We start from the raw sequence: 15,059 nt of genomic DNA on the forward strand, positions 1-15,059 counted from the left end.
CCAACATGACGCCTATCTTTTCTCTTCAAACGCATCGCACCGCGCGCATGGTGGCTCACTTGTTCGCATGTCTGGCACTCACGACCGTATCGGGTCTTGCTGCAGCGGACCCCGACCAGTCTCGCCTAGCACCGCCGCCCGGTGACGGCTGGCAATTGCTCTCCGCGCCTGCCGCGAAGGCGCCTGTCGCTCAGCTGGCGATGGCGTCGCCGGTTGCTCCCGTCGTTCGTGCTGCTCCCGCTACGCCTGCTGCTCCGGCCGCGCGCAAAGCCGCTATCGGTGGCCCCGCGCCAGTCGCACTTCCCGGTGTCGCCGCGCAGGTGCCAGTTGGCGCGATCGACGTCGCGCCGGTAATCGTGCCGTCGCAGGGTGGCGCAACGGCGCCCGGTGGCGTTCTGTCTTTCTCGATCACGCCGCAGGACATCAACTTGCGCAACGCGCTTGATCGCTGGCTGCAGCAGCAGGGCTGGCAGCTCGCCTGGAAGATCGACGATGACTTGCCGCTGGAGTTCAACGCGACGTTCTCCGGCGACTTTAAGTCGGTACTCACGCAAGTGATGCAGGCGACCAATCACATGCGCACGCCCACGCGCGTCTGCAAGCACACCAATAACGTTATCCGCGTCGTTGCACGCGCAGCCAACTGCCAAGAGTAATCGCCATGCGCCTCACGAAAATCAAATCTGCCGTTGCCATTCTCGTGGCCGCATCGCTGACTGGCTGCGCCGTGTCGCAATCCGATGTGAACCATGCCTATGACGCGACCAACGCCGAAGCCGCACGCGCGATGGGCAATGGCCCGGAGTCGATGTCGCTCGTTGAAGAAGTGCCGACCGCGTTCCTCGGCGACCGGTTGGTGCCGGTCGCCTATGAAGCGACGTTGCCGGCGATCTTCCGCGAAAAGTCGGTTGTCTTCCCGGGCAACCTGCCGCTATCCAAAATCGCCACGCTCGTTTCGACGGCGACCGGTTATCCGGTGCATTTGAGCCCGGACGTATTCATCCCGCGCGACGCTCTGATTCCGAGGACGAACGGCGGCGCTGGCGGGCAGAGCGCACCGACGCAGCCGCAGTCCGTCGCGAGGTCCAACGTTGAGCCTATCTACGCCCAAGCCTGCAACTGCAAGGTGGGCGAGTACCTTCGCGGGGTGAGCGAGAACCTGGGCCTCGACTGGTCCTTCGACGGCACGACGATCTCGATTAGCCGGTTTGTGACCAAAACCTTCACGATTGCCGCGATTCCCGGGAAGGTTTCCATCAAATCGACGATGTCGAAGGGCACGGATACCTCGACAGGAAATCAAGCGTCCGGCGGCACAACCGGTGGCCAAGGGGGCAACACCGGCTCGTTCTCCGCTGTCACGTCTACCGGCCGCGACGGCACATTCGATCAAATTGCGATCATTCAGTCCGAACTGGAAAAGCTGAAGTCGCCGCTCGGTGAAGTGGTGGTCAATCCGCAAAGCCGCCTTGTGATGGTGCGTGACACCAAGGAAGCGGTCGATCGCATGGGTGCGTTGCTCGCCCGTGAGAACGCCATTTCAACGAGGCAAGTTGCGCTGCGCGTACGCACATTGCAGGTGGATCTGAGCAACAGCTCTCAGGCCGGTGTCAGTGCAGACATTGTGTTTAACCGCATCTCCGATGGCCTCAAACGCTATTCCGTGACGGTGGCGTCGCCTACGTCTCTGGCGACGGCGATCGGCGGCACTGTCGGACTGTCCGTCCTCAAGCCCGGCTCACCGATGGAAGGCACGAACGCCATTGTTAGTGGCCTCAATGCGTTCGGTAAAACGGTCCAGGACAACACGCAAACGAAGCTGACGTTGAACGGCCTGCCGGTGTCGATCGGCTCCTTTGAAACGAAGGGCTACCTCGCCGCAACGACCCCGAGCCTCGGTTCGATTTCGGGCGGCACAGCAGGCGTTCCGGGCTTGCAGCCGGGATCGGTCACGGTCGGCGACTTCGTGAACATCCTGCCGTCCGTGAACGATCACAACCAGATCATTCTGTCGTACTGGAGCGATAGCTCGAAGCTGAACGGCCCGTTCACAACGATCAGCACTGGCTCGGGCGACACGCTTCAGCAGATCCAGTTGCCCGACATCCTCGGCAACAAGGATGACCAGACCATCGCCCTGTCCGATGGACAGACCGTGGTGCTGTATGGCGCGGTGAGCAATCGGTATGACGGCAGCAACAACAACGGCATCGGTGGTCTGTCGGGCGCATGGAACAAGGGACGCACGTTCCAGGTGATCATGCTGACGGCAACCGTCGTCCCGTCGATGTGAGCGCGAGGTAAGCATCCCTATGCACTTCGAATCCATACCGGGAGAAAAGGGCGCGAAGCTCGTATTCGGGCTGGATTGGCGCGCCTACTTCGCCAAGGGTGCCCGCGCCGAGCGCCGGCGTTACGTCGACGAGTCCGGCGCGACTCACTACACCGAGTTCAAGTCGAAGGGCGAGACCATCGTCGGCTTCTGCGAGCTTGATCCAACGCAGCGCAAGGGCGGCAAGCTGTATTCCGCCGCGGCGCGCATCGCGTCGCTTGAGCGAGTCTCGCGTCGGCCCGCAGTGCTTGTGCTCATCCAGAACGATGAACTTGTGCATCTGGTGCTGGTGCAACGCGGCGCCGTCGCGCTTGACGAGGAGGTCGCGCTTAACGCGCTCGCCGACAAGCGCGAAGCAATCGAGGACACCTGTGCGAAGGCCGGGCTCGAACTTGCGACGCTCGGCCACGGCGCGCAACTCCATGCGGTCGATGAGATATTCGATCTGCGCGAGCTGATCGTTGCGCGCAAGGTCGGCCTCATCAAAAAGATCCCGGTCGCCGTGCCTACAACGGTGCCGTTGCTCGTCATCCTCGCGGCGGTGTTCTATGGTGGCAAGCAATTGATTGACGTACTCAATCCGCCGCCTCCGCCGCCGGCGCCGCCGCCGACATTCATGCAGGAGTATCAGTCGGCAGTAATGCGCACACTCGCTGCGCCCGCTCCGCTCGCGAGCCAGCTTGCCCCGAAGCTACTCGCGAGTTTCGGCGCGCAGGAAACGAACGTCGCCGGATGGCAGTTTCAGAAAGCGTCCTGCACGATCGCCGGTCCCTGCATCGCAACCTACAAGCGACAGGGCGGCACGTTCAAGGAGTTTGACGCACGCGCGCCCGAATCGCTGCGTCCGGTCGTCTTCAACCCTGACGGTTGGCATCTGACCGCGCGTGGTCCCGAAGTGACGATCGCCGAACGCGTGGCGCTTGGTGAGCAGAAGACGTGGCCAACCCAGCAGGCGCTCATTAAGAGTCTGCAGACCGACCCGCAAAAGCTTTCCACCAAGCCGGACACGCTCGATAGCCACGGTTACGTCGTAGATATCAAGCCGGCTGAGCGCCTTATCCAGCGCCAGCCGATGGCCGGTAAAGCGCAAGGGCCGCTGGTCCAGCGAGGTACCTGGCAGATCGATGGATACAAATGGCAAAGCGCGCTGCTCGCGCGCCTGCCGGACAACATGGCACTGGACACCCTCGACGTCGAGTTGAAAGAGGACGGTACCGGGGTGCATTTCACTGCGAAGGGTAAATACTATGTTCTCAACTAAGTGGCCAGCACGAGCCGCATGCTTCGGTGCGCTCATGTTCGTGGCGAGTGCGGCAATCTCGCAGGAAAGTCATCTGACGCTGGACGACATCGACAAGCTCGCGCGGGCGAAGCTCGTGGACTCGATGCGCGGTGGCCAAGGTGGGCAAAGTGGACAGGCGGCACCGTCCAGTGGCGTCGGCCTCTCGTCGCCGCTCGGCGCTGCACCTGCACCGGTAGCGGGCCCCGCACCGGCCGCGCCGAAGGTCGAGCGCAGGCCCCTAACGCTTGTCAGGCGCGTCATTCCCGCGACTTTCGTTGGAGCTTATTCCGACATGTCCGGCTCCTACGTGCTCTATGACTACCAAGGCACGACATACACGGCACGCCAAGGCAGTCGGCTGCTGAACGGCTGGACAGTCGCGTCCATCGACGGCTTCACGGTCAATCTGGTCGACGGCAAGCGCAAGTGGACGGAGACGATCGCAGCGCCTGCCGACGTGCCCGCCGTCGCGGTCCCGGATTCGCCGGCCGTCAGGGCGATCACGGATTTGTCCTCGCCGCTTCCTCCGGGCGGTGTCTCATCGACGGCTTCTACCTTCGTACCGTTTGGGAAATAAGCAATGGGTCTGTTTGCACAAGAAGAGCAGGGCGCGCCAGACGCTCCTCGCGGTGGCTTCCTAAAGCGGTTTCGCGCGCCGCGCTCGAGCTTCGTCGAGCCGGGCAGCAGTGCAGAGCCGAAATTCTCCGCTCCTAAGCCAGTCGCGCCGGAGGCGAAAGCGCCTGGCAAAGCGCCGGGAAAACCGAGGGGCGACGCGTCGACGCGTGCAGTCAATCCGCAAGTCATGTTTCTAGGTCGCGCACTGTCGGGCGGCGATGTCGAAGACGTCGAGAGCACTGAGCTCGACGATGACTGGCGCGGGTCCGTGCCCCCTGTGCAGACGCAGTCGAGGCCTGAAGGTGACGCGGTCGATGATGAGCCAGGTTTCAGCCCGTTCGTCCCACCGAGCTTCGAGCGACCGAGCTACGCGAGCATGTCTGCTGCGATGGCGGCTAGGGAGGGCGGTCAGCCGGTGAACGACGAAGCCCTGACGGCGCAAGCAACGCCGTCTGGCGCGCAACATCGATCTAAACCTCAGGCCGAACTACAGGTCGAACCGCCGCAGCCGCAGCCGCAGCCGCAGCCGCAGCCGCAGCCGCACCCGCAGCCGGAGCCGGAGCCGGGGCTGGGGCTGGAGCCCCGGTCGGCGGCAGCGCCATCGGACTCGATCAGGCACGCGAGTGTCGCCGGGAGCGACGCTAATGCCGAGCGGTTCGGTGCGCAACCGGAACCTGCGCCACAACGACCAGCAAGTCCCAACGAACATAAGGCCGCGTCCGCGCCGACTATCGCTGCGCAGGAATACCCAGCGGATGACGAAGAGCAGACCGATGGCGGCGGGCTGGCATCTGGCCGGCCGGAACTGGTGTCGCCCGATTCGCTTCCTGACTTCAAGCGCGTTCTCACCGTCGCTGACGACGACGCCGCGCTGCGCATTCCGGCGGCTGCGCGCAAGGAGTTCGTCGCCGTCGAATTGCAACCGGGCGTGGCGATCACGGTGGCCACCGCCCGATTCGCGGAGAAGGCCCAATACGCAACGTTCATCAAGGATCTTGGCGCCAACGACATTCTCGTGCGCGAGGAGATGATCGCGACGGAAGCTGTGATCGCCGCCATCTACTCGGGCAAGGCCGCCGCTTCCGCCAATTCCACAGTCCGCGAAGCCAGCCGGGCGATCGGCAACTTCCGCGATATCGTTGAGGCCGCGCACGCATACGGTGCGAGCGACATTCATTTCGAACCACGCGAATTTCACAATGAGGTCGAAATCCGGTTTCGTGTGAACGGCGATATGTACACGTTCAGCCGCATGCGAAAGGCGATCGTGCGTCGCGCGTTATTTGCTGCGTACAGCGATCTCGTTCAGCGCAACACCAACTCCGGCAACAGCTTTCAGCCGAGCGCGCCGCAGTCGGCAATGATCCCGCTGGTCGTCAAGACGGACACGGTCAACTTGCGCTGGCAATCGTCTCCGCTGGTGGGCGGGTATGACGTCGCCCTGCGTCTGCTCGACGGCAACTTCAAGAACTATTCGGTGCTGCTGCCGAAGGACATGGGATTCGAGAAGAGCCAGCTCGAGCTGATCGAGACGCTTAACTATGTGAGCGGCGGCATCACGGCGCTCACCGGCGAGACCGGCTCCGGCAAGACGACGACGCTGCGCGCGCTGTCGTACATGCTCCCGGATCGCGAACTCAAGAAGCAGTTCGCGGTGAACGAGCCGTCCGAGTATCCGATGCCGTGGCTGTCGGACTACTCGATCATTCGCCGCCCTGACGAGACTGACGATGAGGCGAACCGCAAGTATGCGGAAGTGATTCGAACGCTGATGCGGCAGGACCCGGACGATTTGACCATCGGCGAGGTCCGCGATCGCGTTGTGATGGGCCTGGTCGCGGAACTGGCGCTGACCGGTCACCCGGTGCGTTTCTCGCTGCACGCCGGCGACATCATCGCGGCCGTGATGCGTATGGCGGGCGGGCGGCTGCAACTGCCGATCGACGAGCTAGCGTCCGAAGGCTTCATCAACGCGGTCGGTAACCAGAAGTTGATTCCGACGCTTTGCGAGCACTGCAAGCTGCCCGCCGAAGACGTGATGCCCAAGGCCGACCTGGAACTGTTACGCACGAAATTTGGCCTCGACACCTCGCGCATGGCATGCCGCAACTACGACGGCTGCGAGCACTGCCGACTGAAGGGGCTTTTCACCCGCAACGGCAAGGCAGCGGGTGGAACCACGCGCCCGTCATTGGCCGCCGAGCTCTACCGCCCGACGCCTGAGTTTTTGGAGCGTGTGGCCGAGCGCGACTGGGCCGGTGCCCGCAAAGTTTGGCGCGGTGAACGCCGTACCGGGTTCGATAACGCGGATATGACGGGAAAGACCCTCTATGAACATGCTCTTTTCAAGGCTTCGCGCGGTTTGATTGACCCACAATTCATCAATCGCTCGATGCAGTCGTTCGCGCAGTACCGCGTAATGCCCGGCGTCGATGGCTTAATGGTCTAACCCTGGTCCTCCATGTTCACCACGTTCGCAAAAATGCTGCCCGAGCGGCAGCAGTTGGTCGTCGCGCGCTGGCGGTTTCAGAAAGTCCGCGAGGACTTCTACCGCGAGACGCGTCTCGATATCGCAGCAAAGGGCCTGCGCAACACCGAGACGCTGTTCGACCGGCTCGAAACGTACGAAAAGCGCAGCCGCACTCGCGGCAAGCTCGAATGGCGGGTGTTCTCCAGCATCCGGGAAACTATGCAGCGCGGGGAGAGCTTCTCGCTCGCTATCAAGCCATTCATCCCCGGCGACGAGTACGCGCTGCTGGACATTGCCGATGAATCTTCGCGCCAAGACTCCGTCGTGCGTGGCTTCGAACTCGCGGAAATGGCGGCGAAGGCTAAGCGCGTGCTGTCGTCAACAACTTCGGTGCAGATGGCCTACCCAGCGTTGCTGCTGGTCTATATGTACGCGTACTGCATGCTGTTCGGCGGCGTCATCTTTCCGCAAGTGCTCGATGTCCGCCCGCTCGACCAATGGCCCGATCTTGGCCGGTTCCTGTATCACGTTGACACGTTCTGCTACGAGTACTGGTGGCTCACGCTCACGGCGATCATCGGCCTCGTGCTCGCTTACTTCTCGAGCCTGAAACGTTGGTCTGGGCCTCTTCGAGACAAGTTCGACCGCATGCCGCTGCTTTGGCGCAATCGCCGCGACCTCCGCGCGGCACTGCTTATCGTCTCGCTCGCGGGCCTCTTCGACTCCAATCTCACGCTGCGCGCCGCGCTCGACCGGCTCTTAAAGACGGCTGACCCGTGGCTGCGCTGGCATCTGAAGATCATGGATCGACGCTTGACGGCCCGGTCCGATGAGCCAATGCGCGCGCTCGACACCGGGATTTTCTCGGTGACGATCGTCGACACGATCACCGACGCTGCGGGCCGCGACCAGTTTGAAGCCGCTATCAAGAGTCTTGGCCGTGAGTCACTCGATCGCGTCGTTGAAGCAGTCAAGCGCAACGCCCGGATGACGCACTTCATGCTGCTCGGTTTTGCCGCTGCACTGTTCCTGACGCTTGGCATTGGCTCATACGTCGTGACGGGCGCCGTCAATCTCACATCGGGGAATCCCGCCGCATCTAGCTATTAAGGAAAAGCAGAATGACCAACGAAAATAACCAAGCAGTTCAGACCGACCCGATCAAAGAGCGCCGTGCGCGCCTCCTCATGATCGCCCGTGCGAAGAAGCAGTCAGGCGAGTTGTCCATGATTGAAGCGGGGGCGGTGATGGCGGGTGCCGCGTTGCTCGCGCTGGCTGTGTACGCGGGCGGCAAGTATGTGCTCGATCTGATCCGTGCGGCGCAGTTCAAGAGCGAAGCGCAGATGTTCCACACTGGTATCTTGAACGCGACGCAGAACGACGCCGATTTCTCGTCGGAGACGCTCACTGTCCTTGCGCAGAACCACGCCTTCGACTCGGCGGGTTCGCGCGTCGCATCGGATAAGTCGTCGGTCAAGGGCATGTTCAATGGCACCGTGACCGCTGCCGTTGGCACGCTCGTGACCTCCAACGACGCGTTGGTTGTCACGTATCCGGTGACCTCGACGGTTTGTTCGTTGAGTGCGGCCGCATTGGTCACTGTGTACACACAGGTGACGGTGAACGGGACGACGATCTTCTCGCCAACCACGACGTACAACCCGGCGACCGTTGCGACCGCCTGCGCGTCGAACGGCGGAATGGCGTCGATGGCGCTGTGGACCACTCGCACCTAATCGCGGGGCGCCGATATGGGAAGCATTCTTGAGATGTTGATCGTCCTGATCGGCGCGGCCTTGCTGACGGTACAGGGAATCAAGGAAGACATTTCTGCCAAGCGCCAGAACCTGCTCCAGATCGAAGGGCAGAACATTGCGTCGATCAACTCGGCGCTTGGCAGCTACATCACTAACAACTACGCGTCGTTGATCCCCGCAGGGTTTTCGCAGACGACGTCGACTGCGATAGCCGCGCCCACGCTCGCTCAGTTGAGCGCGCAGGCTAACAACAAGGTCTCGTTCAAGGACGGTCCTTTTTGGGGTGGAACCTACCAGATAGCGCTGTCGATCGTGCCCGACAACTGCTCCACCGCAGCGGGCAACTGCCATATTGCATCGCAGATCTATCCGAGCTTGCCGCTGATCAGCATGAAGGACAAGACGGCTGACATCGCCGGTGCAGGTGTGCTCACGGCTGCGGGGGGAGCACAGTTCGGCTACTCGACAAACCGCACGCCAGCCACGATTACCGGGATTCATGGACAGTGGACGGTGCCCAATCCCGTTGGCAGCAAGCCTGGGATGGTGCTCGCGATCAATGGCTTTGGCGCGGACGGTAACTCGCCGTACTACCGGCGCGATGGTGCATTGCCGCTGACCGGCACGATGAACGCCAACAATCAGGACATGCAGAACGTCGGCAATGTGACGCTTGGCGCGAACAAGGTTATGAAGTTGCAAGCGGGGAACAGTCTTCAGATCGACAATGGCGCTATGTACTACGGCGATAGCGTGAATGCGGCGGTTCGTACAAAAGGCGCGTTGTACGTCCAGAACTATCAAGGTACCGGCGCTGCACCGATCAATGTCGGCGACGTGAATTCCAGCGGAACGGTGAACGCCAATGTCGTGAACACGAACGTCGCGAATATCAACGCTGCCGCCGGCAACTGCGGCTGGAACGGCGTGACCATCCGCAACAACCTCATGTACGTCTGCAACAAGTGGGGCAACTGGGTCGGCGCCAGCAGTCTCGTTAGCAACCAGTCGGCCGACGCGCAGTACAGCGGTTGGTACAACGGGTGGGGCGTGAATCCGCCCGCATGCGGTCCTGGCGGCTCAGCGTGGTACCGAATTACTCCGCTATCCGTAACGACTGACTACTCGAACCATAATCCGCCGATCGCCGGTGCGCGCTTTTCAATGGGCTGGAACGGGTCGCAATGGGTCCTCCAGATATACGACGTTCTCGCAGATGGAGCGAATACCCTCGTCCCAGACCAGCTTGGCCTGCAGGCGCAGATCGACGTCGGCTGCAATTACTCCAACCAATAAGAAGATGAAGCGAATCAAGACGGCAATCTCGCTGACATTGCTTGCGACGCTGGGTGGTGTGCTGACGGCTCCTATCAGCTCTAACGCCGAGTGGGTGCAAAATCCCATGGGTGTTCCGCGCGCCCCTGGCTGCGATCCGGGATATTCGTGGCAGAAACTCGGTGTGCGGTATCAGTGCGCCACGCCGCAGCCGTCGTGCGCTTATGGTTTCGCGAGCGGCCCTTCTTGGAACGGCAGTACATGGGTCTATTCGTGCAATGCGCCGCCTCCGCCGCCGCCCCCGCCAGCGTGCCCGAGCGGGTACACCCAACAGACTGCGCCATCGTGGAACGGCTCGGCATGGGTTGGACAGGTGTGCATACCAGCCGCGCAGACCCGACCTCCGGGACCGAATCCGCAAATCTGCCAAGCCTACGTAACTCAGAAGCTCGGATTTTGGCCTGGGTGGGGGCAGCAGAACTCGATTTATGACGACGGCAGGAATACCACCTACACAACCAACACCTGGACCGCATCCGTGAACGAGTACGAGTTCGCGACATGCAGTGTGAGCGATAGCACCGGCGCCGTCACAGGCTACGAAGTCCAGGGTTATGGCGACACCTCGGGCTTTGGCGGGTGAGGCAACTGGTCTTAATAAAACGCCTCGGAGCTTTGCTCCGGGGCGTTTTTCTTCCGGTCTTGCAACCAATAAGAAAGCCGCCAGATCAACTGGCGGCTTCTTCTTCCTACTACTCGCAACCTTGCTCGTTAACCGCCGAGCGAGGTTCCGGTTGTGAAGCTGAAGGTGCGCGAGAATGCGACGCCGTTGATCGCACCGGTGAGCGAGACGGTGTATTGCGAGTTCGGGGACAACGGCGTGGTCGGGTACGCGACCCCCTGATCCGCCAGCAAGAGCTTGTTGGGGTCCTTGGCTGAATCGAGAACCTGCAAGGCGATCACGTGCCCGGACGAATCCGTCATCGTGCCCGTTTGCATAACGATGGTGTCGGTCGAGTTGCCGACTACAGCTACGGGCGTACCCCAATGACCGGACGTTGCAGGCGGCGTAGGGATTTCTCCAAAGCTGTCGTATGGAACGCCGGTCGTCCCTTGGCACGGGAACGTCAACGGCGCGTTGGCCGTTCGCTGCTGGAAGTTGGTCAGATTCAACGAGAACTGCTCTTGGGGAAAACCGTTGTACGTCTTTGCGACCTTGCCAATACCGACCGTGGTCGCAAGCGACGCCGCAATGCTGACGTGATATACGCCACCCAAGAATGCATAGATCGCTCGGTGCCCATATTCTGCTTCGGTCAACGTCTCGTTCGTATAATAGCCACCCGACACCCCGATAGAACCGTTGTACTGCGTATATCCGAAATGGGCTGCGCGATCAACGAAAGTAGCTCCTGTAAAGCCGGGATTGCCCGCTACTTCGGTATCGGTAATTACATCGTTCGCCGTAAGATACTGCGCGTGTGCCGCCGTCGCCTGATCAAGCGCGGTGTTTTCCTGAAGGGCCGGGAAGCCGCATTGCTGGCGCTGTTGGTTGAGCAAGTTGAACGCTGCCAGATGGAAGCTGTCAGCGGGGTACTGAGGCGTCGTTAAATCCGCCGGATTCGTCGTCGCGGGCGTGCTCGCACCGCTTGCAGGGGATGCACCGCTGCTGCCGCCACCACCGCCGCCGCAAGCGGCCACCAGCAGCGATGCAGCGATCGCGGCCATCGAGAGTTTGAAGTCTTTCTGAATCGTCATTGTTGTTTCCGATCTAGTTGTTGCAGTCGCCCCCGCGATCTGCTTACTTTCATCATATCGAGCGGTGTTCGAAGTCAAGGCAATTCGGAAGCCCGCTCCGAAACCGCTTTCCTCGTTGGCAAATTGCGTTGGCCGTTGGCGGCGCACGCATTGTAATACTCGGAAAGGGTCCGTAATTCCGCACCGTTGCTGGATCGCAACCGTTTGCTAACGATGTTTGGCGCGGGCTCGGAAGTGCTTCACCCGCAAGGCGACGAAGACGACGCCCAGCACCGCAGCGACGGCGACGGGCTGCGTCGCGCCGACGGAAGAAAGGAGCAAGGTGCCGCCCCACAGGAGAATCAGGAAAGTTGCGAGCGCGCCGAATGCTTCGCTTTTTGACACGGCCGCGAACTGCCGCCTGCCTGAGCCGAATCTTTGCGCGAAGCGAATGTTGCTTTGCTCAAGGTCGAACGCCTCCTGCGACTGCACCGTTGCCCGATCTGCGCGGTAGTGCCTCTCGTACCGTTGGAATCGCGCGTCGCCGCGGCCTTCGAGCCACGCGGCGGCGCTGTCGGGAAAAAGGTAGGCGAAGTCCTGCATGGCTCAGTGCGTCACGTCGGAGTGAAATTCGATTGCACCGATTGCGTCCGGAATGCAGCGTCCGTCGGCCTCGGAGTAATAGGCGCCCGTCTCTAAGTCGAGCCAGCCAAACTGCGCGCGGCCGTCGTGTGAAAAGACGACTAGACCGGCCTCGATTGAGAAATCGTGGGACATCCTGGACACCTCCTTTTCCTGTTTATCACTTGCTCTTTGAGCGCTTTTTTCCCTTGCTTCTCGGTTCACTATGGCGGGGCCTAAGGTCGCTCTCGCAACCTGGGCACACGAAGTCCTTCGCCAATTCGATCTTTCCTTCGTCGTTGGACAGGATGTAATCGGTGCCGCAGCTTCTACACGGCGCCACGTTCAGGCGCGAATCCATGGCCATCGAGCGGGTGAGGTGGTTTGCTCGGTCGGCAGAGAGAAGGAGCCGGGGCCCGAACATCTTGTCAAGCACGTCGTTGGATGCAATGAGCGCTTCGGGAATGTTGGCTCCGTTCTTGAGTGCGCAACGATAGAGCCATACCAGCATGGTCGCCTGTAGGCGTTGGACCGGGCGCTCAACGTACCAAGTCAGGGAGCTTGCACTGTTGCCGCAAGGCGAGCTGACGCCGTGGATCTGGCGGTAAGTGTTGCGGGTGATGGCCGAGTTGAGGCTAAACAAATTCGTTGCCGTTGAGGCCCGGCAGCCCTGAGTCATCATCAGACGCGCGTAGACTTCTCGCTTGGCTCGGTCGAGTCGCAGATCGGACCACAGGTTCTTATAGGGAAGCGCGCCCGCCTTGAGCGTGGAGGTGCGCATGACATAGTGCGCCACCGACTCTTCGGTAAGACGGCCAGCAGGGTATTCAATCCAAAATAGTGCGTCGTCAAACCGCCATCTATACAGCGGAAAGCGGATACCCCCGATAGCGGCTTCGAGTCGACCGATTGGCAAGCTCATCAAGTACTCGGCCAGTTCGAACGAAATGCCAAGCAAGGGTGCGGCAAGAACATTCTGGTGCAGCACGTCTTTCAGCAGAGAAACGTAGCTGCAGTTGTAATGGAAGATATCGCGTGCGGTCACGTCGTCAACGAATGGCATTGCAGACGACAGCTTTGTCACTGTCTGGGAATGCATGATGCCGTCGACAAACGTCGACCAGTCACGAGGGTCCTGAAGAGCTGGGGACAGCGCTAGAAACGGCATATTCATCAGCTTCGCCATGGGTACGGCGTGGGCCTTGAGCGTTTCCATGTTCTCGAAAGACACGCCAAAGAAGGCGTCTGCGGCGCTGTACCGTGCAAGCACTTTGTGCATCACAGCGGTGAGCGCGTAGTTGGTCCGCTGGATCTTCTCGGCAAGATACGTTGGCAGCGGAATATTGGTCTCGACGGCGTCTAGAATGTTGGTCGTCATACTATTTATTTTTTTGGTTACGTGCGGAAGCGACCACGTTCGCTTCCGCCTCATCATTTCTCGTCCGGCGAGCGCTGACTACTTGCGCAGTGCCGTTTCGACTTCCGTCAGATACTTGCGCATCATCGCCGCGAGCGTTTCGATCATTGGATGATGATGTTCCGGAGCCTCACAAGCTTGGACCGCAACCTGTGCCGTCGATAGCTTGCCGGCAAACGCTTCGAATGCAGACACGGCCTCGACCATCGTGGCCTGCACGCGGCTCGCAGCTTCAAGCGCGTGCGATTCCTTTTCCCGATCGGCTTGCAATTGTGCGAGTTCCGCGCGCTTTTCGAGCAACCTCTCCTCGATTGCTTGGAGTTCCGCATTGCGCTTTTCAAGCGACTCGGACAGCGTCTTGTAGCCTTCAGGAGTGGTAGGCACCTCCTTGATCTGTACTTCGGGCTTCCGGTTGAGCAAAGCGTTCCTCTCGGAGACGAGCTTCGAGATTTCCTTGTCCTTATCTGCGAGGTCCTTTTCCAGGTTCGCAAGTCCGGCTTGACGGCCGGTGTAGTAGCTGTCCATGCGTTGCAACTGCGCCTCTTTGTCTGCGATGAGCTTGCCCGTCGCCTCTAGTTGCTGTTGGAGACGACGTGCTTCGTCTTCGGCCACTCGCTGAGCGGTCTTGCTGTCTTCCAACAGAGTCTTATAGTTGTCGACCTGTACCTGCCGGTCCGCGAGAGCCTCTTCTTGCTTCTGCAACGTAGCAAGCATTTTCCTGACGTCCTCGCGCGTCATTTGATCGTTGGCTTTCTTGGCCTCCAGGATCGCTGTGACCTGCTCGTCAGTCACGTGATCGGCCGCAAGAATGTCAAGTTCGCCGACGTTGAATACGCGAATTGCCTCGGTGTTGTCTGCGAAAGCTTCGTAGCAACGCATGTACTGGCGGGCTGCCGCGTACTTCACCCCAAGTGAGAGTTCAAAGTACGAATATCCCAAAGTTGCGGCCTTCCGCAACGTACTGGTCTTGTTGCCGGACCTCGCGACCATTACGTTCTTGATCAAGTGCATGGAGTTGATCAACTGCCCACCGATCGTTTGCAGGTCGGATGAGATTCGCGCTCGAGCCTCAGAGATCGCCATCATGTTCTCGGCAAGTTGGCCGATGAGCTCGGTGAACTCGTCGCCGTCGCCGAACAATTGCCGGGCGACCTTTTCAAACTTCGAACGCTCGGCCCCGCTCGCCGTGATACCGCCGAAGATGTCGTCCAACGACTCTTGGAGTTCGGTTTTTCGCAGTTGAAGGTCTTTCTTGGAATCGTCTTTATTTGAGGACAAAACTTCTCTCCAGATTGCCGCAGCGCCCCCGCGCGCTGCCGTGAAACGCCACAAGGAGCCTGCCTTGCGGAAACGAAAGTGCTGTTGTTACGTGTTGTCCACCTGCGACCCGCTTCGCTATCGCCGTCAATGTGTAAGCGATCGTAACGGTCCGGTTACGGATTTCACCTCACGAAAGACGCCGTCTTTTACCCGTCTTTCGCCCTCTGCGGACGAAAGACGCATTTTTTCTATCGAAAGCAAACGTTTAACGGTTCATTTCTGTAACACTTAAG

Annotated in this window: 13 protein-coding genes; 8 read left to right on the plus strand and 5 right to left on the minus strand. The window is 60.5% G+C overall.

What is annotated here, in order from left to right:
• The first annotated feature begins 5 nt into the window (after positions 1-5).
• The 8 genes from AWB79_RS13475 to AWB79_RS13510 are packed head-to-tail and all read left to right on the plus strand — an operon-like array spanning position 6 to position 9,752.
• Positions 6-656, plus strand: coding sequence for a toxin co-regulated pilus biosynthesis Q family protein (locus tag AWB79_RS13475; protein ID WP_061167927.1), 651 nt, complete (start codon positions 6-8; stop codon positions 654-656).
• Positions 657-661: 5 nt separating this feature from the next.
• Complete coding sequence (locus AWB79_RS13480; protein ID WP_061167928.1) at positions 662-2,293, plus strand: hypothetical protein; 1,632 nt, start codon at positions 662-664, stop codon at positions 2,291-2,293.
• A 19-nt stretch (positions 2,294-2,312) separates the two neighbouring features.
• Positions 2,313-3,593 (plus strand): type IV pilus inner membrane component PilO, encoded by a 1,281-nt coding sequence (locus AWB79_RS13485; RefSeq protein WP_061167929.1) that lies wholly within the window; start codon positions 2,313-2,315, stop codon positions 3,591-3,593.
• A 34-nt stretch (positions 3,594-3,627) separates the two neighbouring features.
• Positions 3,628-4,191, plus strand: coding sequence for a hypothetical protein (locus AWB79_RS13490; RefSeq protein WP_061167930.1), 564 nt, complete (start codon positions 3,628-3,630; stop codon positions 4,189-4,191).
• A 3-nt stretch (positions 4,192-4,194) separates the two neighbouring features.
• Positions 4,195-6,678: a GspE/PulE family protein gene (locus AWB79_RS13495; protein ID WP_232470902.1), complete on the plus strand. Its 2,484-nt coding sequence runs from the start codon at positions 4,195-4,197 to the stop codon at positions 6,676-6,678.
• Positions 6,679-6,690: 12 nt separating this feature from the next.
• Entirely contained in the window at positions 6,691-7,809 is a 1,119-nt protein-coding gene (locus AWB79_RS13500) for a type II secretion system F family protein (RefSeq protein ID WP_061167931.1), read from the plus strand.
• A gap of 11 nt (positions 7,810-7,820) precedes the next feature.
• The gene (locus AWB79_RS13505) at positions 7,821-8,435 is read left to right on the plus strand and encodes a hypothetical protein (protein WP_082862358.1); all 615 of its coding nucleotides are present in this window, start codon (positions 7,821-7,823) and stop codon (positions 8,433-8,435) included.
• Between the two features lie 15 nt (positions 8,436-8,450).
• Positions 8,451-9,752, plus strand: coding sequence for a hypothetical protein (locus AWB79_RS13510; protein WP_061167932.1), 1,302 nt, complete (start codon positions 8,451-8,453; stop codon positions 9,750-9,752).
• Between the two features lie 750 nt (positions 9,753-10,502).
• On the opposite strand, the gene AWB79_RS13515 is transcribed toward AWB79_RS13510, so the two are convergent.
• The 5 genes from AWB79_RS13515 to AWB79_RS13530 form a co-directional block, all read right to left on the minus strand.
• Positions 10,503-11,489 (minus strand): CAP domain-containing protein, encoded by a 987-nt coding sequence (locus AWB79_RS13515; protein WP_061167933.1) that lies wholly within the window; start codon positions 11,487-11,489, stop codon positions 10,503-10,505.
• Between the two features lie 207 nt (positions 11,490-11,696).
• Positions 11,697-12,071 carry a hypothetical protein gene (locus AWB79_RS13520; RefSeq protein ID WP_061167934.1) on the minus strand — a complete coding sequence of 125 codons (375 nt, stop codon included), beginning with the start codon at positions 12,069-12,071 and terminating at the stop codon, positions 11,697-11,699.
• Positions 12,072-12,074: 3 nt separating this feature from the next.
• Entirely contained in the window at positions 12,075-12,245 is a 171-nt protein-coding gene (locus AWB79_RS40060; RefSeq protein ID WP_165830008.1) for a hypothetical protein, read from the minus strand.
• A gap of 25 nt (positions 12,246-12,270) precedes the next feature.
• Complete coding sequence (locus AWB79_RS13525) at positions 12,271-13,467, minus strand: FlhC family transcriptional regulator (protein WP_061167935.1); 1,197 nt, start codon at positions 13,465-13,467, stop codon at positions 12,271-12,273.
• A gap of 78 nt (positions 13,468-13,545) precedes the next feature.
• A complete protein-coding gene (locus AWB79_RS13530) occupies positions 13,546-14,784 on the minus strand; it encodes a coiled-coil domain-containing protein (RefSeq protein ID WP_157695766.1) in 1,239 nt (412 codons plus the stop codon).
• Positions 14,785-15,059: the final 275 nt, after the last annotated feature.

It is taken from the genome of Caballeronia hypogeia (assembly GCF_001544875.2).
GTDB lineage: Bacteria > Pseudomonadota > Gammaproteobacteria > Burkholderiales > Burkholderiaceae > Caballeronia > Caballeronia hypogeia.